Origin of the sequence: Methanocorpusculum sp., from assembly GCF_030655665.1 — an archaeon.
GTDB lineage: Archaea > Halobacteriota > Methanomicrobia > Methanomicrobiales > Methanocorpusculaceae > Methanocorpusculum.
In genome coordinates this window covers 33455-57598 of the sequence record NZ_JAUSPQ010000010.1, presented here as the reverse complement: position 1 = coordinate 57598, position 24144 = coordinate 33455, and the positions used below count along the sequence as shown (strand labels likewise).

Below are 24144 nucleotides of genomic sequence, written 5' to 3'. Positions count from 1 at the left end.
TGAAAATCTCCAAAATATCCACACTCATATTTGATAGTTCGGTGAACAACTCTTTCTAAAACGTGTATTTCTTAGAAGATATATGTAATCACCAAATATTCTAGCTCAATTTAAAGAGATATGGGAATCCAGAATATGAACTGTCAATTTTTTGTCAAAAAAAATATTTTGACCAAACAATCTTATTCCGGGTTAAACAGGTCTGGCTATCGATTGCATAGATTCTGATAAATACTCATACAAAGTATTACTTGATATCATCTGCAGATGAGTATGGGAGATGAATATAATATATTTATTTCATGATGATTTATTACAGATTTGGCCATTTGGTATGGGTATACTTGTGACCAATCATCATTCGTTGCTGGAGCAGAAATCATCTTTGGATTTATTACGAGGTATTCATTAAGCAGAATTGTGTTATCTGTTTTTGTTATTTTAAATATTATATCTTGTGAATAATAGGTCAATTGCGTATTGTAAGTATATCCTTTATTTTCATACAACAACATATTCATGAGGCCACCGGTTATAAAATCGCTATATTTCATAGAATTTTTAGGGATAAAATTCTCCATCCAATATGATCCAGCATTATTTAATGATTCATAGTTATTCTGTGATGTGCTATCAAGAATATTTACGGCGTGTGTGACTGATGTTATAAGCAATAATATCAGCAGTACACTGCAACCTAACTTAAAATATTTTGATATTCGTATAAACGTTTTTTTTGTGTGTAATGGTGTTCTGTAATTCAAATACCATATCCTTGGTATAATTAGACAAACAAATGTAAAAGAGAATGATAAAAAACCAGTTGAGCCTATTAACAGTCGAATTATTCCAAAAAACCCCAATCCCAAAAAACAAGACAAAATAATATAATCTAGTTGTGAGTTTGTATTCTCTTTGTTGACTAATATACTGATTAGATAAATTAATATAAAGACTCCCAGTATTGCATATGAAATATATCCATATAGTGAATAAGTTGATCCACCAGAAAGTACAGACCCCCCAGTGCTACCTCCTCCAGTGAACAATCGCGCAATAAATTCGCTGAAATTGGTGAGATCTGCATTTGATGAGATATATTCTATTGCAGTATCGTATATAAAATCCATATATAAGAGTAATATAGTGGATAATATTGCCATTAAGATAATCCCTTTTTTCAAGTAATTATGTACATTAGTAACAAGAAGTGGATGGAGAGAGCTACTTAGTCGTCCAATTAGCAATGACAATAAAATTAAAGCTACATATGTTATGTATATTAGGGAATAGATGGGGAAAATATCATATGAAGAAAAATAGATTGAGAACGCGCATATACATTGAGTAATAATAAATTGTGTGTGTGAAATCCGACCAAGAAGATATAATATCAGAATATATAATGCCAATAAGAGAAACATTGAGGAAAATGTATGTGAAAATATTGAATATGCTGCTGCGTCAAAAATATGTATCTGAATTATAGTAATAGAAATAGCAAGTAACTGATTTTTGAATAAAGCATATGAAAGTGAAAATGCCAATAATGAGATTAACAATAATCCTAAGGGATAGGTAAATATTACACTAATTTGAAGTGAGGTAACTATGGATCCAATAAGGCAAATCAGATGACTAACAGAACATACATTCGATTTTAAAAATCCGGATTCTAATTCTTGAAATAATTGAATTCCAATGTTATTTGGAGCATAAGATGAGACTGAACCTGATGCATTACATATGATAATACAATAATAAATTATAAATAATATAAATAATAGCTTAAATACTCTATTATTGTTCAAGCCACAATATCTGTCTGTTCTTACATTATGTCGCATAATATAATTGTTCCTCAAGTATAATCTAATTTAATTAATCAAATTTCATGTAGAATAATAAATCTTTAGATTCTTAATTAGATGTCAGTCCAATGCTTTTTTGTATTTGTATCTGAATATAATTTGACTTAGTAATACTTGAAAATACCTATTAAACCCAGTATTTTTCTATGATTTAATCTAATCGTGAAAATGAAAAGACCAAACGAATCGCAAAATTTCTCGGATGTAATGTACTCTTTGATAATGGAGGTAAAAACTCGCTTGATATCAGCACTAAAAAAAAGTCTATCATAACCTCTGGGAGAAAATACTAACCTAGCTTACCCATCCTTTCCGGTGATAAGGTCCTATCGCACTGTGAGCAGTGAACACAACAAAGCATCAGGCCTCTCAATCAACGCCTTCCTAACAGAGAATCAGTGATATCTTTCCTGATTTCAACCGGAAATTTGTTGGGATCCAGCATTACAACGTAACCAGAAGGTTTTGTAGCAAGACAAACATTTCTAATCGTTATGAACATACGTTTAGATCTATGCGCGTTCTTCCAATGAGTCTATCATTTACGATGGATGCTATTGATGAGGTGAGAAGCAATCTTCACATATATAGTCATAGTGAGAGTATTGCTGATGAGGAGTTATTTGTTGAAGCATCTCTCAAGGAATGGATGAACATCGATATTATACGCCCACATATATGGTTTCTTTATTCAGAGTTGGCATGGATCAGGTGAGGATTTGTGATACGTGTGGACTTGAGATAGGAATCTAGGTAAAATTTGTGGATATCCCTCAGCTTCAATGCGATTCTTAAGTGATCGATAAAGATATCTTTCCATTAATGGTGTTTTTAACTTTGGAGGGATACAAGGGATTAGTCGCTTATGATAGGGAGATTTATCATCTCTTCGCTCTGCATCCTAACTTTGACAGTTGGCAATTCCCCCCCCTTTAGCGCTCTCGCTCCTCACCCTTCCAAAAATGGGAAAAAGAGAATTTGACAGTTGCCTCTTATCCTCCTTTCCACCCTCATCCCACCCCGCATTTTAGCCCGAGTATCGCCGTATTCAGCGCATCAAAATTGGAAAAAAAACATCGACGACCTCCCTCTTTCCCCTTCATCATCGTAACTGTCAAATTCATCAGCGAATATTTGATGAATTTTGTAGCCACATGCCGTACTTCCGGCACCTCATATCGAACCAGAGACACAAACAGCTGTGCCAGAAACCCGATCAGAGTTGCGCCGCGAATACTATTCTCCGTCCATACTCTCAGTGGTTTAATCTCGATCTCATTCTTCAGCGAATGAAAGATCTTCTCAATCGAATCCTTTTTTCGGTAGCGTTCAAGCGCTTCTGCAAGTGTCAAATTCCTGCTTGAAGTTAGGGCGAAAAATCCTCCTCTTCCGGAATTCAGCTTCTCCCTGAGAAAGGCAATCGCTTCCTCTTCCGACATCTCTACGAGTTTTGTCTGAACCGAATAGGAAATCTTCACCAGCGGATTTGCGATCCCGATCTTCTTCGGTAGCTTTCTGTTTCGGGAAATACACTCCTGAATCACCTCCGCTTCCATGAACTGCCGGTAAACTTTCCATGACAGTGCATCCATATTCTGCGCCTCGAGCCCCTCCGAGAAATAGAAATAGGTTACACTGCCGGGTTTCACGATCTTTATCCCGTATATGCCGTGGTTTGGTTCTGCCTCCTCCGGATTGATCTTGATCGGATCCCTCTGCCAAAACGTTTTTATGATCTTATCGTCACTGGTGTTCAGTTTCTTTGCGGTCAAATAGTCATGCCTGCATGCTCCAATGAATTCCAGATTTTGTTTTGATCCGGCTCCTTTATCGAAGATGATCAGGGAACCTTCGGTGAGTTTTTCTGGGATTGAAGAAACGTTGACCGAAAATGGGTGACGTCATTCACATTTCCGGCTTTCACCGTTACGCCGATCGGTACATTGATCGGGTGGGCAAGTTCGGTAATCCCAAGAGTTATCTGCTGTTTATCCGGTCGATGGTCACGACTGTAGCCGTATTTTCCCAAAGGTGAGGCACTTCCGTGAAGAACAAGGCTTGTCCAGTCGAGATTTACGTCGGTGTGCTCAAACTGATAGCGGGAAAATATTCTGTCCTGCAGTCCGGAGATGATGAATCCGCTGTTTTCACCGAGCGTTTCGAGAAGACGATACAGCGTTTTTCCCGTGAACGAAGGGAGATCGTAGTATTCTCTGGTTTCCGGCTGCATGAGCCAGGTATGAGCACGTTTGATGCTGAAGTTGTCGCTGAGTTTGTAGGCGGGGAGGGATTTGATCAGGGTAGAGATGTCGATTCCTTTCTTTTTTAGCGGGGAGAAGAGGGAGGGGAGGTCAAGGGAGGTGAACATTTTTTCGCTGAGGAGGAGAGGGCCAATCGGAAAAGATATGTGAGGAGTGGGTGTAATACTGAGTGTCTCTGTGCGTCTGTTGGTTTTCATTGTGCAAAATTAAATTGACGGCTCACAGGGACTAGTTTTCTCTTTTGTTGCGTTTACGGGATGTCTGGATGAAGGATATTTTTGCAACTGTCAAAGTCAGGCTGCATATTGAGTTTGGGGCGAATATAGGCTTTCATTGGTTCTGGTGGAGCGGAGAGAGTTTTCTTGTGTGTTGTGCAGCCATGGGAGTGATGGGTAGATATTTAGGTGCGTGCTTTCGAGATAAGGGAAGGGGGAATTTTAGTTTAATGTGATCTCATCGGAGAGATTTTCTGGAATGGAAAGGAAAACTACTGGAGTACGCTGATCATAGAGATAAACTCGGTATGGCCTTTTTCAAAAAGAATTTGATTTCAAGACCAGATTCTTAACCAGATCATCAGGAATCATAAAGTACAAGTCTGGAGTACATATAAATAATTTATGTTGCAAACTTTTTATAATATCATTCATATCATTTGGTCCTATTTTGTGATTTTCAATTTGCTTCAAACAAGCAGAAATATCACTTTGATCTTTCACACCAAAAATGAGCGGTGATTCATAAGACAAAGTATCTTTATCAAACAATAGTGTTGGGATATCATTAATAATAGCTTCAAGAGTGATAGATCCATTAATTGTTGCTACCAAATTTGGTCGAGGATTCTTGCTGAGGATATTCTTATTGAGCAAAGATTGACTAGAGATTCGGTAATCTAAGAGATATGTATTTGGAAAAGAGCATATCTTTTCATAGTATTTTTCATCGCGATAAACAAAGGAATTTTTTAGATACATCCCGCCTTTAACTGTGTTAAATTGCATTGGATGCTCTTTAACATATAATTTCCATCCATCAGGTAATGATCTTGATAGCATAGATATGTTATATAGCTGACTATTATAGGTGGTTCTTGCCATAAATGATGCTTCTGGCTCTAAGTGAAGAGCATATAATATATATTTCTGACAATTCGGAATCTCTTTGACGGAATGCCTCTGGTAATATTGCCTGAGATGATTAACATAATGCCAACCATGGATATATTTTTTTGCGGGGGCATATGTTACGTGACCCTGGAGTTCATTTTTTATACTTTTTCTGGTTATATGAGACAACCAATAATTCGAGTATGAATAAACCAAAGCAAATTTCCAGAATATTTTCATACCTTTCTCTTTGGTATTAAATGATTTACCGGTAATTAAAGCGATTTTTTTTGGAACAAAGAGTACGCTATTAATAACCTTCGATAACGCAATCTTTTTTGAATAACTAATTGAAACATAGATGTCGGTCAGAGTTATTTTATCATCATTATTATATGAAATGACTGCAGGTTTGTGGGAAAATGAACTTATAAATGCATCTATGTTTGGAATGCATTTGAAGTCAGGTGTTAGGGCATCCAAATCTAGATATGTGTTTGTATTACAGCATTTTATTGAAAAATACTGATTTCGGTCATCATAATTGAATAACATAATTTCAAATAAATATGTTGGAATATTTTTTTCAACTGCAATATCAATAAGCAGTGTATCTGCAGGACTTCCATGATCAATCTGACCAATCAAAACACAATCAATGCAAGTATTATTGAATAGATTTATCCAGAATGCTAGACTGGAATAATAATATGCTAGTCTTTCAGATGAGGAACAATCTGCGTACCTTTCAAAAAAATGTTCTACTTTTATCTGACTTTTGTAATGAGATTTGATTTCATCTTGGGTTACAAATGATTCATTCCAGTTAATAATATCGTTTGTAAGATATATAGATAACTCTGGAAAGTGAGATTTTATTTCTTCTTTTTCATATTGATGCTTCACATGAACACCAACAATATTTATTTCTGGATACATTATTAGGGATGACAATAGTTGATTATTATAATCCATTAGAAACACATTTTTTTGAGAAGAGGGCATCATATATTTATATCAGTTATATTCATTATTTATTATATGTATAAATAATGGTCTGATACAAATATGAAGCGAGTTTGTCCAATAGACATCCAAATACATTGAACAGAATATTGTAGATTGAATGAGACTACTCTCATCTCTGAATAGAAGCAACCGCTCATATGACCTCTGTGAAAATGTAAGGTGAAATTCAGCGATCAGGCTTTTTTTAAGTACGTATCAGTAGTTTGCAAAGTGGGTATTCAGATATATGAATATGCTTATCCATAGATAGGAACAATATTCTTAACTATACCAATGTCCTCTATCCTCATCACCGGCGCAGACGGCTTTATCGGCAGCCATCTTACAGAGTATCTGGTCGAAAACACAAATAATAAGATCCGTGCATTTGTCTACTACAACTCTTTCAATTCCTGGGGATGGCTTGACACCCTACCAAAGGAAACACAAGACAAAATAGAGATATTTGCAGGAGACGTCCGCGATCCAAACGGTGTCCGTGAAGCAATGAAAGGAATCGACACAGTGTATCACCTGGCAGCACTTATTGCCATTCCATTTAGCTACCACTCACCTGATTCCTATGTGGATACGAACATAAAAGGAACCCTCAATGTCCTGCAGGCAGCGCGTGATCTGCAAACAGAAAGAGTACTTGTTACCTCTACGTCAGAAGTCTATGGGACGGCACAATACGTGCCGATCGATGAAAAACACCCCTACCAGGGTCAGTCGCCTTACTCAGCAACGAAGATAGGTGCCGACCGTCTTGCTGAAAGTTTCTATCGAAGTTTTGATCTGCCGATATCAATAGTTCGTCCATTTAATACGTTTGGCCCGCGACAATCGGCACGTGCAGTGATCCCAACCATCATCACGCAACTGCTCTCCGGAGCTAAAGAGATAAAACTTGGCTCTCTCACACCCACCCGCGATTATACCTATGTGAAAGATACGGTGAATGGCTTTGTCAGTATTGCAAACTGTGATGCTGCGATCGGTCAGGAGATCAATATCGCTTCCCAATATGAAATCTCCATTGGAGATTTGGCACGGGAACTGATTCGTCAGATTAACCCTGATGCGGAAATAATTTGTGATGATCAGAGGCTGCGCCCGGAGAAAAGCGAGGTGAACCGTCTGTTTGGCTCTAATGAGAAGATTCTCAAATTAACCGGATGGAAACCGGAATACTCACTTGCTGAAGGGCTTGCAGAAACAGTGGGATGGATGAAGCAAAACCTTAACAGCTACAAAACTGATATTTATAATTTATAAGGAAGCGGTTCTGCATGAGCAAATTCATACCATTATCTGTCCCGAATCTGAAAGGGAACGAAAAAAAATATGTTGATGATGCCATTACTCAGGAGTGGGTTTCAACAGGCGGGGCCTATATCAACCGCATGGAAAAAATGATGGCAGAGTATGTGCATACTCCAGATGCGGTTGCCTGCCAGTCTGGAACGGCTGCCCTGCACCTTGCATTGATATGCTGCGGAGTAAAAGCTGGAGAAGAAGTTATTGTTCCCACTCTGACATTTGTTGCAGCAGTAAACCCGGTGAGATATGTGAACGCAGAGCCGGTTTTCATGGACTGCGATGATACATTCTGTATGGATATGGATAAGCTTGAGCGATTTTGTGCCGATGAGTGTGAAATGCGGGATGGAAAACTCATTGACAAAGTCAACGGCAAACATATCTCTGCTGTGATAGTTGTCCACGTCTTTGGAAATATTGCCAATATGGAAAAACTCATGGAACTTAAATCCAAATATGGATTCAAAATCATTGAGGATGCAACCGAGGCGGTGGGAAGTTATATAAAATCAGGAGAATTCGCAGGTAAATTTGCCGGAACGATCGGAGATATGGGGGCACTTTCGTTCAATGGAAATAAAATCATTACAACGGGCGGCGGCGGTATGCTGATCTCGGAAAACACCGGACTTCTTGAAAAAGCCCGTTATCTTTCGACCCAGGCAAAGGATGATGCGGTGTATTTCAAGCATAATGAGGTTGGCTATAATTACCGCATGACAAATCTTCAGGCGGCTGTTGGTATGGCACAACTTGAGCAGCTTGAGGATTTTATTTCAATTAAACATGCAAACTATAATACTTATGTTGAGAACGGCATTCCCTTATATCCGTTCAGAGCAGACACAAGGTCAAACTATTGGTTCTACAGCTATCTGACAGAAAAGCGTGATGAATTGATAACGTATCTTGGAGAGAACAATGTCCAGTCCCGCCCGATATGGCATCTGATCCATGCTCTGCCTCCGTATATACATTCACGAAACTATTGTATTGAAAAAGCTCAGTACTTTTGGGAGCATGTGGTCAACATTCCGTGCAGCACAAATCTGAATAAAGAGGATGTGCTATATGTGTCTAATTTGATTCATGAATTTGAAAACATGGGAGAGAAATGACTGAACTCAGCAGCTATTTAGTTTCACCCGTTGCCACAGTGCTTGATGCAATGTCTGTTATAGATACGGCAGCGAAAGGTGTCGCTTTTGTCTGCAGTGATAAGAAGATTCTCGGGGTCATAACTGATGGCGATATCCGCCGGTATATTATTCGCGGCGGTGATCTGTCCTGCAATGTGATGGATGTTGCAAATCGGAACTTCAAATTTCTGCGTGAAAGTGATTCCGTCGATGCGGGAGTGATCAAAAAAATCAGGTCAGATTACAAAGCACTGCCTGTTTTGGATGCTGAAGGCAGGATTCTGTCGATTATTTTTGAGGATGATACTGCTTCACTCCCGCCTGCAAATCTGCATATTCCTGTTGTGATCATGGCAGGCGGGAAAGGGACACGGTTGTACCCTTATACGAAAGTTCTTCCAAAACCTCTGATCCCAATTGGTGATGTACCGATTACGATGCATATTATGCAGCATTTCGAAAAGTATGGATGTACTCGTTTTACGATGGTGGTGAATCATCAGAAGGAGTTGATCAAGGCATATTATTCTGACCCTGATCTTCCCTATGATATCGATTTTGCTGATGAAAAGGAACCTCTTGGAACTGCAGGTGGTTTGAAACTTCTTGAAGGAAAGATCAGCGGGACATTTTTTATGACCAACTGTGATATCCTGATCGATGCGTCTTATGATAAGATCTATCAGTATCATAAGAAAATGCAGAACCTGGTTACAATGGTCTGTGCGGTGAAAAAGATCACGATTCCCTATGGAACTGTTTACATGAATGATGCCGGGCGTATTGAGAATATGGTGGAAAAACCAACACTATCATATCTGGTTAATACCGGATACTATGTTGTAGAGTCGGAGTTTATTTCTGAAATCCCTAATGATACATTCATTCATATGACTGATGTCGTGCAGAAGTGTATAGATGCAGGAAAACCGGTTGGCGTGTATCCGATCAGCGAAGGTCAGTGGTCTGATATGGGCCAGATTGATGAGATGGAGAGAATGAGAGACAAATTGATTGGCGGTAGGGATGGGTAAAAAATTAGTTCTTGTTGGCGGCGGCGGGCACTGCAAATCTATTTTATCGTCAATTGATATTAACGTATATTCAGACATAGTGATTATTGACTCTCCGGGTAAAGTTGGTGATACTGTTGATGGTGTTTTGATTGGTGGTACAGATGATGATCTGCAGAAATTTTATAATAATGGTTATTCCAACGCCTTTATCGCGGTTGGAACAACATCGTGCAGTACCAAACGGCAGAGCATCTATAAATCTTTAAAGAAAATTGGATTCTCATTTCCATCAATAATTGATTCATCAGCGGTTATTGCGAAATCTGCCATAATCGAAGAGGGTGTTTTTGTTGGGAAAAATGCAGTTGTGAATGCAGGAGCTCAAATCGGCAGATTTTCAATTATCAACACTGGTGCATTAGTGGATCATGACTGCAGTATTGGTAGTTTTGTTCATTTATCTCCTGGCGTAATATTGTCCGGAGCTGTCACTGTTGGAAATAATACCCATATTGGGACCGGATCATGCGTAAAACAATGTGTGACTATTGGGGAGAGTACTACAATTGGGATGGGTAGTGTTGTACTTGGAAATCTGCCGTCAAATTGTACTGCATTCGGCGTTCCCTGTAAAGTTCGCGAGGAGTCATGAATCACATATTTATTATTGCAGAGGTCGGCGTCAATCATAACGGCAGTCTTGAGCTCGCCAAAAAAATGATCGGTGCTGCAAAAGATGCGGGAGTGGATGCTGTCAAGTTTCAGACCTTTGTATCTGAAAATCTCGTCTCGTGTTTTGCAGAAAAAGCAGAATATCAGAAAGCTGCAACCGGAGCCGCCGAAAATCAACTTGAGATGATTAAAAAATTAGAGTTGTCATATGATGACTTTAGAGAGTTGAAATTATACGCTGCGATGCTTGATATTATTTTCATGTCTACCCCGTTTGATATTGACAGTATTGATTTGCTGGCTGAACTCGGGATGGATATTTTTAAAATACCCTCGGGAGAAATTACAAACCTGCCGTATCTGATCAGAATCGGTAACTTAAAGAGAAAGGTGATTCTTTCAACAGGTATGAGCAGTCTGTCCGATATCAACGAAGCTGTTACTATTCTGCAAAATGCAGGAACAGACGATATCACACTTCTCCACTGCAATACGGCATATCCAACCCCTTATAATGATGTCAACCTTAATGCCATGAATACCCTTCGTGAAACATTCCACTTGCCGGTTGGATATTCAGATCACACAAATGGGATTGAAGTGCCGATAGCTGCGGCAGCTCTTGGCGCTGTTGTTATTGAAAAACATTTCACGCTGGATAGAACAATGGAAGGTCCGGATCACAAAGCAAGCCTTGAACCGAGTGAACTCAAACAGATGGTTCAGGCGATCCGTCATATTGAACAGGCACTCGGCAGTTCTGAAAAACAACCAACAGGATCAGAACTTGTAAATCGGGATATTGCAAGAAAAAGCATTGTTGCTAAATGCGGGATCAAAGCCGGAACTGTATTCACCGAGGATAATATCACGGTAAAACGACCTGGAAACGGGATATCGCCCATGAAGTGGTTTGAGGTCCTGGGACAAAAAGCGTCTCGTGATTTTATTCGGGATGAGTTGATTGAATTATGACGAAAACGATCTGTGTGGTCACAGCTACCCGTGCAGAATGGGGATTACTTCGTCCTCTTGCTGAACTTATTAAAAGGGATGGGGAATTTAATCTCCTTCTTGCTGTAACAGGCACTCATTTTCGCAGTGAATTTGGCAATACCTATAAGGAAATTCTCGCAGATGGTTTCTCCATTGACGAACGTGTGGACATTATCCTCTCGCCAATACAGAATGCGGTTGATGTCAGCAGTACAATGGCACGTGCCATATCGGGTTTTGCAGAAATGTTTTCCAGACGCACTGTGAATTTGCTGATTGTGCTGGGTGATCGATATGAAACTCTCGCTGTTTCCATAGCGGCCCTCAATGCAAAAATTCCTATTGCACATTTGCATGGCGGAGAACTGACTGAAGGGGCAATCGATGACTCAATCAGACACGCCATAACCAAATTATCCTATCTTCATTTCACGAGCTGCGAAGCATACCGAAGACGAGTGATCCAGCTTGGGGAACAACCGAATCGTGTATATAATGTTGGAGCCATCGGGATAGACAACGTCAGACAAATGGAGCTGTTATCAAAAGAGGATCTTGCATCGATCCTGAATATTGACATTAAAAACTCAAAGTATTGTGTTGTTACTTTTCATCCTGAGACGCTCAATAATAAGAATGTGAGAGATCAATGCACTCAGCTGTTACGGGCTTTATCTGCATTCCCTGATCTAAAATATATCATTACGAAATCCAATGCTGATGAAGGAGGGATGATCATTAATGAGATGATCGACGCCTATGCAAAAGATCATCCAAATGTTCTCACCGTTGCATCTCTTGGAAATTTAAAATATCTGAGTGCTCTGAAACATGCATCGGCGGTCATTGGAAATTCATCCAGCGGGATTTTGGAAGTACCCTACTTTAAAATTCCCACAGTCAACCTTGGAATAAGGCAGAAGGGACGAATCATGGCAGAGACTGTGATCAACTGCAGTATTGAAACGTCAGAGATCGTAGGTGCTATGAAGACTGCGATGTCAGAAGATTTTTTGCATAGGGCTGCGTCTGCCGCGTATCCGTATGGGGATGGACACGCAGCTGAGCGTATTCTAGCTGTCTTGCATGAGTGGCTGGATAACGGCAGGATCGATTTAAAAAAAGAGTTCTATGATATAGAGGTACACGAATGAACATATTAATTGTTGGTTTAGGTTCAATGGGTCAAAGAAGATTACGTCTCGTACAAAAAAATTATCCGAACATATCTATATTTGGGATTGAGTTTTCAGAAAAGCGCCGTAACGAGATATCGGAGGCATATAACATCAAATGTTTTGACTCTCTTTTAAATGCTTTAGCCGAAACGAACGTTGACGCTGCCTTCGTCTGCACCCCTCCTGCTACGCACCATACCGTAATCAAAGAATTACTTGAGAACAGCATCAACGTATTTACTGAACTGAACTTGATTAACACAGGATATACTGAATTACGTGAATTAGCTGCACAACATAATTTGCATATATTCATGTCTTCTACGTTATTGTACCGTAAAGAGATTCAAAAAATATGTGAGATTGTGCATTCAGAAAAATTACCTCTCCAATATATGTATCATGTTGGTCAGTATCTTCCTGACTGGCATCCATGGGAAAGTTACAAAAAATTCTTTGTTGGTGAGAAGGAAACGAACGGTTGCCGTGAAATATTTGCAATTCAGCTGCCGTGGATATTGAATTGTTTTGGCAGGTCGGTATCCGTAGGTTATACTTCAAAAAAGAAAATCAGTAATCTGGATATTACGTATCCTGATTCATATCTGGTGACCTTGGAACATGAATCTGGAAATAGAGGTGTAATGATAATAGATGTGGTATCAAGAAAAGCCATTTCTTTACTGGAGATTGTCGGAGAAAACCTACATTTATTTTGGGATGGAACACCTTCGGGTCTTAAGAGATATAACATAGATACCAAATCATTTGAATCTATTGAATTATATGATTCGTTTGAACATAATCAGAATTATGCATCTAATATAATTGAGGATGCATATCTTGCTGAAATTGTTTGTTTTTTTGATTTATTGTCTGGAGTTGGGAACCCCTTATACTCTTTGAATGATGATATACGGACCTTGAACCTTATTGATAAAATTGAAGGCAGGTTGTAACGATATGAAGATCTGCTTTATAGGTCTTGGGTCTATTGGTACCAGACATCTTCATAATTTAGTGCAGATCCTCTCAGAGAGAAAAATACTCTCAGATATTCATACGCTTCGCACTACACACAGACCTCTTTCAGATGATATTGGAAAAATAATTGATAAAGAATTTACCTCTTATGAGAATCTTAATGATGATTACGATATTGTGTTTATTACAAACCCGACGAACAAACATTATGAGACATTAAACAAGATTCTCTCTCATACAAAACATATATTCATTGAAAAACCTTTGTTCATGGATACGAAAAATGATTTAAAATCATTGCTGCTTAATACGGATTCTGTATACTATGTTGCAGCTCCACTACGGTATAACGGTGTGTTCCCTATACTCCAAGATTTTGTAAAAAAGAATAAAGTCTACTCAGCCAGAGCAATTTGCTCCTCATACCTCCCGGAGTGGCGCAAAAATATTGATTATAAGGTGAACTACAGTGCTCATAAGGAAATGGGTGGTGGTGTTAGTCTTGATCTGATTCATGAATGGGATTATCTGAAATATCTATTTGGAATGCCAAACAAACTATCATATTTGAAGGGAACAAAATCAGAGTTGAACATAGATAGTGATGATATTGCAGTTTATATTGCCGAATATTCTGACAAAATTGTTGAACTGCATCTTGATTATTTTGGAAGGAGGGCAACACGCCAACTGGAATTATTCACCAAGAATGGGCTCTTGAAAGTTGATTTCATTAGTCAAACTGTTAGTTTTGATAATGGTATTGAAATCATTCCGTATCCAGTTACTAAAAATGATGACCCATATATCGCTGAAATGAACTACTTCCTTGATTTATGTACCGGAAAAGAGACAAAAAATCAAAATGATATTTATAATGCATTTGATACATTAAAGTTAGCTTTAGGTGAGTTGGAATGAACATTTTATTTACTGTCTGTGGACGTGCCGGATCGAAAGGCGTTAAAAATAAAAATTTAAAAAATCTGCTTGGTAAACCATTAGTTTACTATACTCTTTCGGCAATCGATTTATTTATCAAAGAAAATAAAGGTGTGGATACGATTCATGTATGTGCAAGTTCAGACAGCCAAGATCTTCTTGGTCTGATTACCTCCCAAAAGGCGTTTCCTGTTTTCACAGTTGATAGGTCGGCAGAACTCAGTGGCGATACTATTGGGAAAATAGCTGTAATTAGAGATGCACTTCTTCGTTGTAATAAACACTATAGTGTTGAGCATGACATGGTTATTGATCTTGACATCACATCACCTATTCGTAGACTTCAGGATATTGTGAATATTTATGAAATGAAGAAAAATTCACCAGATTTTGACGTTGTTTTTTCAATAACAAGTGCCAGACGTAATCCATACTTTAACCAGGTCAAAAAAATTCCAGTCACTGGGGGGTATGAGTTGGTCATGAACCAGGGACTAACTTCAAGACAGCAGGCCCCAGTGGTTTATGATATGAATGCATCAATCTATGCTTATGATGGGGAGTATCTTATTCGTTCAAATTCAGATAAATTATTTGATGGGAGATGTACAGCTATCATGATGGAGGATACCGCAGTTCTTGATATTGACAGTGAAGAGGATTATGAGCTGATGGAAGTTCTTATGAAAATATTCATAGATAAAAAGGCAGATTTGTCGATGCTATATCAAAATATAGATACTTTATGATGTAAACATCAATTTAAACCCCTATTTTAGGAAATATTTGTTACATTTGAATTGGTATGAAGCAGGCGGTAAAACATTTGATACATTTGCTCTTCTTCAGCCGACATCTCCGTTGCGGACTGCAGAAGATATTATGAATGCTTATGATATCTTCACTCAAAAGAAGGCTTGTGCTGTAGTTGGTGTAACTGAAATGGAGCATTCTCCATTGTTGTGCGGAATGCTGCCGATTGATGGTTCTATGGTTGGATTCATTAAACCAGAGGCAAAGGATAAGCTGCGACAGCCTCTGGATACGTATTACCGAATCAATGGAGCTATGTATATTGCATTGATTAGGTATTATCGGGAGTGGGGGGACTTTTATCGGGAGCGGTGCTATGCATATGTGATGGGGAGAGACGTTTCTGTGGATATTGATTGTGATATGGACTTAAAGATGGCGGAGTTTTTGATGAAAAAATAGATTTTTGATTAATTATTATTTATGATTCCACACTGGATCTTTAAGTAGATATTCGCCGCAATCATTTTTCTTAAGAGTTCTTTGGATAGTGTAACGAGTTTGCTGGGTACGGAAGAAATCTACATCTGTAAATATCATTATGTCAGATTATGAAATGCATGGAAGTATCAACTCAAAAAAAAGGGAAATACTCTACGTTTTATAGTAAAGACATTGAAGAATTGGTTACAATATCCACTCTGGTATCAATTTACCAATAGTCTTTGGAATACATGATCTAATTAGATCTCTCTCATTCTTTTTAAGAATGAGTTTAAGAATAATCAGAAGATAAATAATTGAAAATCCAGTTCCTGCAATTATTAGCATTAATAGTGAATCTACAGATATGAATGATGTGAATATTATACCCACAACTAATAGCCCTGCTAATGATATATATCCATAAAGCATAGATTTTATAAACGTAAAATGTGGAGCTCCCAGGATATAAGCTATGTATATTGGTGTATATATTGCAATTCCAAGTATAACTCTTGAAATAAGATAAGATAAAGCGACATTATAATATCCAATATCAAACAAGAAATTAAAGAGCAAAATAAGACCTATATTAAAAAATCCACATAATACCGCATAAATCGCTGGAAACCGAACCCGAAGACATGCAATATTAACTCCACCGATCGCAGCAACCTGTACTTCAAGAAGTGATGGAATAATTAGAATCCACATTAATGGAACTAAATATGTATATTCACTACCTACCCAGAGAGTAAGAAATTGAGATGAGAAAATACATACAAGACCAACAGGAAGAGCAATGAGCAGACCAACTATTTTTATTGAAAATTTAGAAAAGGTTATTAGACCCGACATATCTCCCTTACTATAATAAGAATATATCATTGGCGTAAGTATACTAGTAATAAGGCTCCCTATTGATACCAACAATATGTTAAATGTTAAAACAAGAGAATAACCGGTTTCGGCGACAACACCATATAATATATTTACAAATATCAGTGAAACGTTTGTAACGAGCAAACCCCCGAATCTATTAATAATTAACCAGAATGTCACCCCCCCCATTTCCTTAAAACGCAACTTTGAAAAATAATGATGATTGGTTTTTAACTGTGGGCATGTCTTTCTTGAAAATACATAAGATACAAATACTGAAATTACCGCCGCCAATAGATATGATGTACCCACTGCTACCAAAGAAGGACCAAATATCAAAAATATGCTGACTATTAATATGACCGGAATCAACTGGTACACGATATTAACTATATTTCTTAAGTCCATCCGATTGTAGGCAAACAATGTTGTCATGAATGTGCTGCCGAATGCTCTTAGAAGGACGGAAATAAAAATCAGAGAAAATAATAGAACCACATCAACTACTGCAGAATCTCCTATATCAAAAAAAGAGGGAGATGAGATGGCGATTAGGATGGAAATTGGCACACACATGAGCACAATTAACAGCATACCAAACAATGATGTGTTGTAAGTCTCATTTGCGCGGGCAAAATCAGATCGCTGTAAATCAATCGTAAGATATCGTGAAATAGAGCCATTTACAGCATCTGTGAAAATAGTGATATAACTCGTGAGCGATGTCGCCAGCGGAATCAACCCATATGCAGCAGGTCCCAACGTGTCCAAAAAAAACGGGACCAGAGCAAGCCCAATAATAACATTCAGAACAAAATACACCACATTGGAAAGCAGATTCTTCGAAAACCTCTGTTGAAACTTAATATCCAGCGTCGCACCCTGTTCTTCCGTCATCTATTCCACAAACCTGCCCATTCTCTTTTATACTAATCTGCCTTCACGACACATAAATACTGCCGGATGGACTCTGCGAAAAAAAACCCGTTCCTCTGCACCATAGCTCCCCGCCGCGATCCCCCCTCCTGCCTCCCTGACAAAAAGCCCGCCTCTTTTTCCGGCACGCGCTCAGTAACGGGGGCTGGTCGGGTCGCAACATCCGAGCAGCTTTGGGTGGTTGCAAGGGCGAATTGCAGCCGCGGAGGAAATATCTTATGTCCAAGGATCATGTTAACGTTTCACTTGGCTCCTCTGTCGCAAAATATTCACGAGTTACACCCTGAATTTGACAGTTGGCAAATATGCTCCCCCACATCTCTTTCCTTTTTTCTGATTAAGGGGTGCGGGGACGCGACTTTGGCGCGGAGCGTCCCGCGGTGGAAATATCTTATGTTCAAGGCTCGCGTTAACGTCCTGCTTAGCGAATCTGTTGTTGAATAGTCAGAACGGAAGGGATTGGGGGGGTATGAGAGGGAAGTGGTTTGGGAGTATGATCATGATCTAATACTTCCCGAATTGGATCTACACCCCAACACCGCATACGTAATATCTGAATATTCCATCTCCATCAAACTACCCGGAAACATATGGGGGCAACGGCATATAGGATACTCCACCGCGTCGGGCTCCGCGCCGGAGTCGCCCTCCCGCACCCCATAATTAGAAAAATATGTGATACATTGAAGATTTATTCTGAAAAGTAAGTGACTCGCGAGAGAGTTTATCATGGCTTTTGAAAAATGCTCAGGGGCATTCATTATGTGGCATTTCCACTAACTGTCAAATTCAGATTACACCAGCATAGGTTTGTTGTAGCCTGAAAGAAAAGCTGCAGGATAACATCACGAGTCTCATAAAAGTTTACATAAAAATGAGGGGTTACCTTGATATTGACTCATTGAGATAATAATTATATAATAGAATGCTGTTTTTTCACCATAAATCCGTAAAATACATATGGATTTATCATGTGGGGCTGATACACAAATGAACAACATGCATTATCGGCGTCCCAATGCAGTGTCCCTTGTTTAAGAAGTTTATGTCTTCCATCAAAACGATCAAATTCATATATATTAACTGGAGTATATTCATATTTTTCGTCATATATGTGGATAATAATCGTCAAATTTTCAGTGTGTTTTGAGTAATTCTTTGGATCAATGCAGTATAAATACCCATTGAAACTTGGTTTGTCTGTTGTCTCTTCTCGAATAAAATCGAACTTAAATGTCTCGGTAGGAGCTAATGACTCTCCAGACTTCAAAACATCATTAAATGGAATGCCTACTTTCAAGATTGTTTTCTTCATTGTAATTATAGTATAGGAAGCGGGAACACGCTCCGGTATAAATGAATTAGTTGGCTTACTGATTTTATAATCTAAGGTATCAAATCCTTCACATAAAGGAGAGATCAAATAAAATATCATCTCATCTATAGATTTAGACGAATTATTCCTACCGGCAAACTGGTAGGTTATGGACTCTTTATACTGTCGGTTATTATTTACAGAGAATGGTTTATCCAAGTTAAAAGTAATCGTAAGATCAGAAATTGCAAAAGTATTGAAGTCTTTTCGTTCCTTACTAAAAACTAAATAACTAAGAGTTGAGATAATGGGGGTATTATCTATGTATAATATAGGCTCACCTAATTTTCCAAGTTTCAGAACATAAAGAGCAAGTAGTAAGAAAATTATAATCGAAATCAATATGAATATAACTAATTTTTCAGATTTATTCTCCATTAATAAACTAATTATCGATGAAATTATACTTAATAAGATTGAACTCACAATACAGATGATTAGTGCGATTATTGCTTCGGAGACTGAAATATGGTTATAACGTAGTATCCTCTTAAGAAGCGCACAATTAATCATCCGTAGTTTCATAAATTTTAATGAATGGTATAGACAATAAAGGCTTGCTACGGGCTATTATATTACCTGACTTTGACACTATCAAAACTACCCCAATTGCACCTCTCTCCCTCAGCGAAAAAATATTCACCTCTCTTCACCTCCCATCCCTCTTCTCCCTGCTGAAAAAGAAAGGAATTGATATCTGCACATCGATCAAAATCCATGCTGTACATACAAAATCACCGACAACTTCAGCATCAAATGTGCTCACGATTGATTCATGCACCCTGAAACCAGAGAATGACGCAACCTCCCTTCATTCAAAGAAAGAATACGTTACCGCCTTCTGGAAATCCTCGGTGAAAATAGTGTTTTCCTCATCTCTGGACTGCGGGACAGAATATTTTCCCGCTGCAAGTTTCAATACGCAAAAGTAAACATGGACTGGACAAGTCGTGTTCGTTACAACACCACACCATCAAAATGCCTATCTTGGTACTCAAGGACCCCGCATCTCCAGCTCCTTCTCTTTCCCTTCCCCCCTTCCTGTGAATGCCCCCTGCCTCATGTCCGCGGTCCGTTTCCACGCATAGATGAGAACAGTAGCCGCAATCTTGAACCTTGTATGAATCAAAAATATCGGGATATTCTTTCTGTTCTGGCTCATCAGTTTTCTGATCATAATCACGTTCTATGTCGAAAGGATACTTTGATCAAAAAGCGCACGCCGGCAGAATAACATAATCCACTTATGTTGATCATGGTGAAGCCGCCTCATCCGAAACCTATAACATCATCTTCCCCGTCATCGGCCTATCAAAATATCGTTCCTATACAATACAAGCGTATCACGATTAACGTATTGTATCTAAATAATCTGAAACTTTCCTGTAGACATCATTAAGCTCAGTTGTTATCTTAGAGACATCAAAAGACCCAGACCAGACAACGTCAACGTTTTTCAATGATTCGTAATCAAAACCCGTCAGATTCCGCAGTTGGATTAATTTTCGACTCTCCTGATAATTTTGTCTGCCGAACTTGTGTTTCAACATTTCATCCCATTTTAAACGATAAATTTCAGACACCTTTTCCGCGTAATATTGTGCCGTTGATTCATCATCTTCAGCCAAACACAGAATTGAGAGAAGCCTGCACTGCTCATGCCAGGTATCTTTTGGAATAATCTGTTGAAGTTTCACCTCATCCGTATACTCTTTAAGCCAGGATGAAACTCTTGCAATCACATCTTTAGGACCGCAACATAGCACAAGACACTTGAAATAATTGTACAGAGAATTCAGTTGAAGAGATTTATCCTTCCATTGGAACTGGATATCAGCATTTTCAGGACGAATATCCAGACAACGAAGACAGTTGGTAAAACTTGATATTGCCTCATTACAGTATTTACAATGAAGCTGCTTGTCAGAGGTCATTTCCTGCGCCAAAGCCAACTGGCTCAATCCCAAATTCCGATAACCCTGGTGACTTTCTCTGATAAATCTGGATGCATTTGCATCGTTGCAATGTATACTAAAACAGTCATTTGCTTTCTGATACTCCCCCATCCGAAGATAGATCAATCCCAGAACATTACTGGTCTGATTCGAGCCGCGTTCTCCCCTCTGGTTTCCCCTCATTCCATAGATGGTAAGACTCAGTAAACAAAGATTACTGCAGGCCTCCAGCAATCCGGTTAATTCCTTCTTTTGTGATAAATCTGTTAAAGGAGGAATATCCGGAAGTGCAGTCATAACCGTAAGTGCAAGATGCCTCAGTGATTCAGCAAGATCGTCAACAGTCTCAGGTTTTACATTCAGCAACTGAATACATTCCTGAATTGCAATAGATTCCTGTTTAAATGCCAGATCTAAGTTACCATTCAATCGATAGAGATTCGCAAGGACACTTCGTGTATATATAGATTCATCCAAGTTTCCCTGTTTAATAAATACGTCTAAAGAATTTTTTGCTTTCTCTATACCTTCATTAATAAGAGATGGCTGGAAATGTCGCTGCCCGCACTTATACGCACATTTCGCATCACATATATCCAGTCTAGCGTTACGTAATCTTTGATCCGAGTCTATGAACTCCAAATTTATTGCTCTCTTTTGAAGATTGCATGCCGCAATATCATATTCAGATTTGTTACAATATTGTAGTATTTCTGCAGAAATATTCAATTCTTCAACTTTAGTTAAGGATGAATACCACTCATCAATGATAGACTTCGTATAATTCTGAATATTCAGCCTCGTATCACAACCTTGGTTCATATCCATACATAATCGGTGTGAGTCCGGGTGAGATATGCAGGGAGCAAACATTGTTTGGTTATCATCGCTCAGATTCGTACAATTAGAATCGGACTGAAGACCAATACATTTCCATAAATTTTCTATAAATTTCATTGTATTGATTTCCAGCAAAACACTTTTATCTCCATACGCATGGAGAATCTTATACATATTATTAGCAGACACATCTTTCCAGGACTGAGTGGCAGGTGGTTGTGCATTCCATTTCGATAAAAATACCGATGCCCCTTTTGTGATCATCCCTGAAAAATTCAGATCAGAATTATGCTTTATCCAGTATATCCCGTTTGTAAACTGATCCGGTGTTGAAGAAAGAACCTTGTATATATCATACTCATCCCTTAGACTGTGCCCTAAAACGATCCAATCATATTTTCTGAGAACATGGATGACATTGATCTTGTGTTCTACGGCATTACTCATATGCTGGGAAAGCAAAGTGACGATTGAATCTTTTGTATCTGCACCATCCGGACGATAAAACGAGCCATGAATTTTAATTAGACACCCATTTGCATCTTGAGGTTTTTTGCTTATCCTGTCTAATTCATTATCATATATGAGACAGCTATCATTTATTAACGCTTTCCCATTTAAATTATAATATGCATCTTCAATAAGCCCATCAAAATTAGTGGAGACAACAATATGTCCCAGTGAAAGCATATGTGCAAGGAAATAATGAATCGCATTTGGGCAGATAATACAACCCCTCTGTTTTGCATAATGTGTATCCAGTACGCGTAAGGGCAGAAACCCCCGCTCTTGACCTTGATGATGTTGCAGAATCTGAAAAAAGAATTCCGGTCTTACCCGGTTAATGATAAGATCACCACTAATTTGCTGCAGTGATGAGAGCTTAGAGATACACTCCATCTGAGGAAAGATAGATAAATTACAGGGAGGATTAACGGAAATCCCTGCACCAACCAAAAATACGATTGGGTTTTCTGTCCGGGTAGCATAATTCTCAGGACATATTTTTTGCCGAATTTCAGCATATAATGTTTTCAATTCAATATCACTCATAATCAAAATAGATGAGATTAAAAACCATATACTTTACGCACAGTTCTTATCAGTAGGGATATTTAACCACAGATGAACCAACTTAACCTCTCAATGAACTCCGAAAACAGGATATTTCCACTATGGGCCGCTCCGTGTCCAATCTGCTGTCACCTCCCCGCACCCGGGTTCAACCCAGATCAAGAAAATATAATAGGTAATTAGGGATGTATTTTGAAAGGAAGTTCTATCTGAATTCTTCGCTTCTGACAAACTACTTTGAAACGTATAGGGGCCCCAACAAATAGGATACTCCACCGCGGGCCGCTCCGCACCCCAGTATCAAAAATAGGATTGGGAGATATGAGATGTATTTTGTATCCACATGCATCCCACCTCCTCACCCACCAAGAACATCCACTCCGCATCGCCCATGATCACTACCGCTTCGCCACATCACCCCTCGACCCGCTCTTTTTCTCGTCATACCTCTTGCGCGTCCACCACGCTCCCCCTTCCAACACGAAATGACCCCCCAAAAAACACCACTCCCAAAAAACCAAAAATCTTAAATACCAAAACTAGATTTGCAACAATGCTTAACCCCCTTCCCATTCACTGAGCACCCCTTCTCAAACACACCAGGGGGCATTATCGCACCGCGCGGTCTGGGGTTTATAACCTCTTAGAACGAATCTCAACACTAAAACAGACAAATACTCATAAAATTATCGTAATACGCAAAAAATAACCATTAAATATCTAAAAAACCAACTAAGTATTAACAACATCAGGTAAATGAAAAAAGGCAGGGGCTAGCCCGGAGCACGAGTCCTGCGGGACGGCAAGCTGCTAGGAGCATGGAGTCAGGTATCACGCATACTAATCCCTCTGCCACGGGTGAACCCTGAAGCCTTTTTTCATTCCCTGAATGAACATGCCGGCGCGGGAATCGTGCCGGTCAACGGAAAACACGAAGAGGGTACTCTGTCCCTCTCTCGACAAAAAAGGCATGCCGCTGGGTCAATCGGCATGAATCGACATTGAATAACCTGCCTTACGCAGGCATTGTTCCAAAGAGAACACCACAAGGACATAACATGGTCAATGAAGAACCAAGTACCCGGATCTGTCTCAAAATGAAACAGGTCATCATGGAAACGCCCGTCGAATACAATGGACAGATCACCACACGGCTCCCGATGAAAAAGAAGCAGTGGTTCTATCTCCGTGCAAAAAAAGAGGGCATCAAACCCGCCGAACTCCAGCGCCGGATCATCAACCGGGAAATGAACAAATGGCATGAAGAGGAACTGGAGGAAGAGCGCCGGAAAATGGAAAGAAAGTGAGGGCCGGGAAACCGGCCCCCCTCCACTTTGGGTTTGTGCT

18 protein-coding genes and 1 pseudogene are annotated in these 24144 nt (G+C 39.0%); 12 read left to right on the top strand and 7 right to left on the bottom strand.

The features are described 5' to 3' along the window. Positions 1–257: 257 nt before the first annotated feature. The 3 genes and pseudogenes from Q7J08_RS08910 to Q7J08_RS08900 form a co-directional block, all read right to left on the bottom strand. Positions 258–1163, bottom strand: a complete 906-nt coding sequence (locus Q7J08_RS08910) for a hypothetical protein (RefSeq protein ID WP_304911344.1) — start codon at positions 1161–1163, stop codon at positions 258–260. A 1718-nt stretch (positions 1164–2881) separates the two neighbouring features. After that, a pseudogene (locus Q7J08_RS08905) lies at positions 2882–4329 on the bottom strand (transposase). Positions 4330–4665: 336 nt separating this feature from the next. Continuing rightward, on the bottom strand, positions 4666–6216 hold the full coding sequence (locus tag Q7J08_RS08900; protein ID WP_304911343.1) for a hypothetical protein: 1551 nt from the start codon (positions 6214–6216) through the stop codon (positions 4666–4668). Positions 6217–6543: 327 nt separating this feature from the next. Here Q7J08_RS08900 and Q7J08_RS08895 point away from each other — a divergent pair, with 327 nt between their 5' ends. From Q7J08_RS08895 to Q7J08_RS08850, 10 genes are read left to right on the top strand one after another with little or no spacing between them, the layout of a single operon-like run. Next, positions 6544–7527, top strand: coding sequence for an NAD-dependent 4,6-dehydratase LegB (locus tag Q7J08_RS08895; RefSeq protein WP_304911342.1), 984 nt, complete (start codon positions 6544–6546; stop codon positions 7525–7527). Positions 7528–7541: 14 nt separating this feature from the next. Beyond that, the gene (locus Q7J08_RS08890; protein WP_304911341.1) at positions 7542–8690 is read left to right on the top strand and encodes a LegC family aminotransferase; all 1149 of its coding nucleotides are present in this window, start codon (positions 7542–7544) and stop codon (positions 8688–8690) included. Then, positions 8687–9745: a nucleotidyltransferase family protein gene (locus Q7J08_RS08885; protein WP_304911340.1), complete on the top strand. Its 1059-nt coding sequence runs from the start codon at positions 8687–8689 to the stop codon at positions 9743–9745. Before Q7J08_RS08890 ends, Q7J08_RS08885 begins: the two co-directional genes overlap by 4 nt. Continuing rightward, entirely contained in the window at positions 9738–10379 is a 642-nt protein-coding gene (locus Q7J08_RS08880) for an acetyltransferase (protein ID WP_304911339.1), read from the top strand. Before Q7J08_RS08885 ends, Q7J08_RS08880 begins: the two co-directional genes overlap by 8 nt. Continuing rightward, positions 10376–11374, top strand: coding sequence for an N-acetylneuraminate synthase (gene neuB / locus Q7J08_RS08875; RefSeq protein ID WP_304911338.1), 999 nt, complete (start codon positions 10376–10378; stop codon positions 11372–11374). The genes Q7J08_RS08880 and neuB overlap by 4 nt, the downstream gene beginning before the upstream one ends. Then, entirely contained in the window at positions 11371–12549 is a 1179-nt protein-coding gene (gene neuC, locus Q7J08_RS08870) for a UDP-N-acetylglucosamine 2-epimerase (protein ID WP_304911337.1), read from the top strand. The genes neuB and neuC overlap by 4 nt, the downstream gene beginning before the upstream one ends. Next, on the top strand, positions 12546–13532 hold the full coding sequence (locus Q7J08_RS08865; RefSeq protein ID WP_304911336.1) for a Gfo/Idh/MocA family protein: 987 nt from the start codon (positions 12546–12548) through the stop codon (positions 13530–13532). The genes neuC and Q7J08_RS08865 overlap by 4 nt, the downstream gene beginning before the upstream one ends. Positions 13533–13536: 4 nt before the next feature. Continuing rightward, a complete protein-coding gene (locus tag Q7J08_RS08860) occupies positions 13537–14478 on the top strand; it encodes a Gfo/Idh/MocA family protein (protein WP_304911335.1) in 942 nt (313 codons plus the stop codon). Beyond that, complete coding sequence (locus tag Q7J08_RS08855) at positions 14475–15248, top strand: acylneuraminate cytidylyltransferase family protein (RefSeq protein WP_304911334.1); 774 nt, start codon at positions 14475–14477, stop codon at positions 15246–15248. The genes Q7J08_RS08860 and Q7J08_RS08855 overlap by 4 nt, the downstream gene beginning before the upstream one ends. 46 nt (positions 15249–15294) lie before the next feature. Continuing rightward, a complete protein-coding gene (locus Q7J08_RS08850) occupies positions 15295–15714 on the top strand; it encodes a hypothetical protein (RefSeq protein WP_304911333.1) in 420 nt (139 codons plus the stop codon). A 225-nt stretch (positions 15715–15939) separates the two neighbouring features. On the opposite strand, the gene Q7J08_RS08845 is transcribed toward Q7J08_RS08850, so the two are convergent. Beyond that, the gene (locus Q7J08_RS08845; protein WP_304911332.1) at positions 15940–17514 is read right to left on the bottom strand and encodes an oligosaccharide flippase family protein; all 1575 of its coding nucleotides are present in this window, start codon (positions 17512–17514) and stop codon (positions 15940–15942) included. Positions 17515–18466: 952 nt separating this feature from the next. Further along, positions 18467–19306 carry a hypothetical protein gene (locus tag Q7J08_RS08840; protein WP_304911331.1) on the bottom strand — a complete coding sequence of 280 codons (840 nt, stop codon included), beginning with the start codon at positions 19304–19306 and terminating at the stop codon, positions 18467–18469. 155 nt (positions 19307–19461) lie between these two features. Between Q7J08_RS08840 and Q7J08_RS08835 the strand changes: the two genes are divergently transcribed. Further along, on the top strand, positions 19462–19860 hold the full coding sequence (locus Q7J08_RS08835; RefSeq protein ID WP_304911330.1) for a hypothetical protein: 399 nt from the start codon (positions 19462–19464) through the stop codon (positions 19858–19860). Between the two features lie 62 nt (positions 19861–19922). On the opposite strand, the gene Q7J08_RS08830 is transcribed toward Q7J08_RS08835, so the two are convergent. Beyond that, positions 19923–20105, bottom strand: coding sequence for a hypothetical protein (locus tag Q7J08_RS08830; RefSeq protein ID WP_304911329.1), 183 nt, complete (start codon positions 20103–20105; stop codon positions 19923–19925). A 172-nt stretch (positions 20106–20277) separates the two neighbouring features. After that, positions 20278–22776, bottom strand: a complete 2499-nt coding sequence (locus tag Q7J08_RS08825; protein WP_304911328.1) for an SIR2 family protein — start codon at positions 22774–22776, stop codon at positions 20278–20280. Positions 22777–23855: 1079 nt separating this feature from the next. Here Q7J08_RS08825 and Q7J08_RS08820 point away from each other — a divergent pair. Beyond that, the gene (locus Q7J08_RS08820; protein WP_304911327.1) at positions 23856–24104 is read left to right on the top strand and encodes a hypothetical protein; all 249 of its coding nucleotides are present in this window, start codon (positions 23856–23858) and stop codon (positions 24102–24104) included. Positions 24105–24144: the final 40 nt, after the last annotated feature.

Excerpts from the sequence above, each read along its gene's own strand:
- Q7J08_RS08910 (WP_304911344.1), bottom strand. The coding sequence starts at position 1,163 with ATGGCAATATTATCCACTATATTACTCTTATATATGGATTTTATATAC.
- Q7J08_RS08900 (WP_304911343.1), bottom strand. The coding sequence starts at position 6,216 with ATGGATTATAATAATCAACTATTGTCATCCCTAATAATGTATCCAGAA.
- Q7J08_RS08895 (WP_304911342.1), top strand. The coding sequence starts at position 6,544 with ATGTCCTCTATCCTCATCACCGGCGCAGACGGCTTTATCGGCAGCCAT.
- Q7J08_RS08890 (WP_304911341.1), top strand. The coding sequence starts at position 7,542 with ATGAGCAAATTCATACCATTATCTGTCCCGAATCTGAAAGGGAACGAA.
- Q7J08_RS08885 (WP_304911340.1), top strand. The coding sequence starts at position 8,687 with ATGACTGAACTCAGCAGCTATTTAGTTTCACCCGTTGCCACAGTGCTT.
- Q7J08_RS08880 (WP_304911339.1), top strand. The coding sequence starts at position 9,738 with ATGGGTAAAAAATTAGTTCTTGTTGGCGGCGGCGGGCACTGCAAATCT.
- neuB (WP_304911338.1), top strand. The coding sequence starts at position 10,376 with ATGAATCACATATTTATTATTGCAGAGGTCGGCGTCAATCATAACGGC.
- neuC (WP_304911337.1), top strand. The coding sequence starts at position 11,371 with ATGACGAAAACGATCTGTGTGGTCACAGCTACCCGTGCAGAATGGGGA.
- Q7J08_RS08865 (WP_304911336.1), top strand. The coding sequence starts at position 12,546 with ATGAACATATTAATTGTTGGTTTAGGTTCAATGGGTCAAAGAAGATTA.
- Q7J08_RS08860 (WP_304911335.1), top strand. The coding sequence starts at position 13,537 with ATGAAGATCTGCTTTATAGGTCTTGGGTCTATTGGTACCAGACATCTT.
- Q7J08_RS08855 (WP_304911334.1), top strand. The coding sequence starts at position 14,475 with ATGAACATTTTATTTACTGTCTGTGGACGTGCCGGATCGAAAGGCGTT.
- Q7J08_RS08845 (WP_304911332.1), bottom strand. The coding sequence starts at position 17,514 with ATGACGGAAGAACAGGGTGCGACGCTGGATATTAAGTTTCAACAGAGG.
- Q7J08_RS08840 (WP_304911331.1), bottom strand. The coding sequence starts at position 19,306 with ATGGAGAATAAATCTGAAAAATTAGTTATATTCATATTGATTTCGATT.
- Q7J08_RS08835 (WP_304911330.1), top strand. The coding sequence starts at position 19,462 with ATGAATGGTATAGACAATAAAGGCTTGCTACGGGCTATTATATTACCT.
- Q7J08_RS08830 (WP_304911329.1), bottom strand. The coding sequence starts at position 20,105 with ATGATCAGAAAACTGATGAGCCAGAACAGAAAGAATATCCCGATATTT.
- Q7J08_RS08825 (WP_304911328.1), bottom strand. The coding sequence starts at position 22,776 with ATGAGTGATATTGAATTGAAAACATTATATGCTGAAATTCGGCAAAAA.
- Q7J08_RS08820 (WP_304911327.1), top strand. The coding sequence starts at position 23,856 with ATGGTCAATGAAGAACCAAGTACCCGGATCTGTCTCAAAATGAAACAG.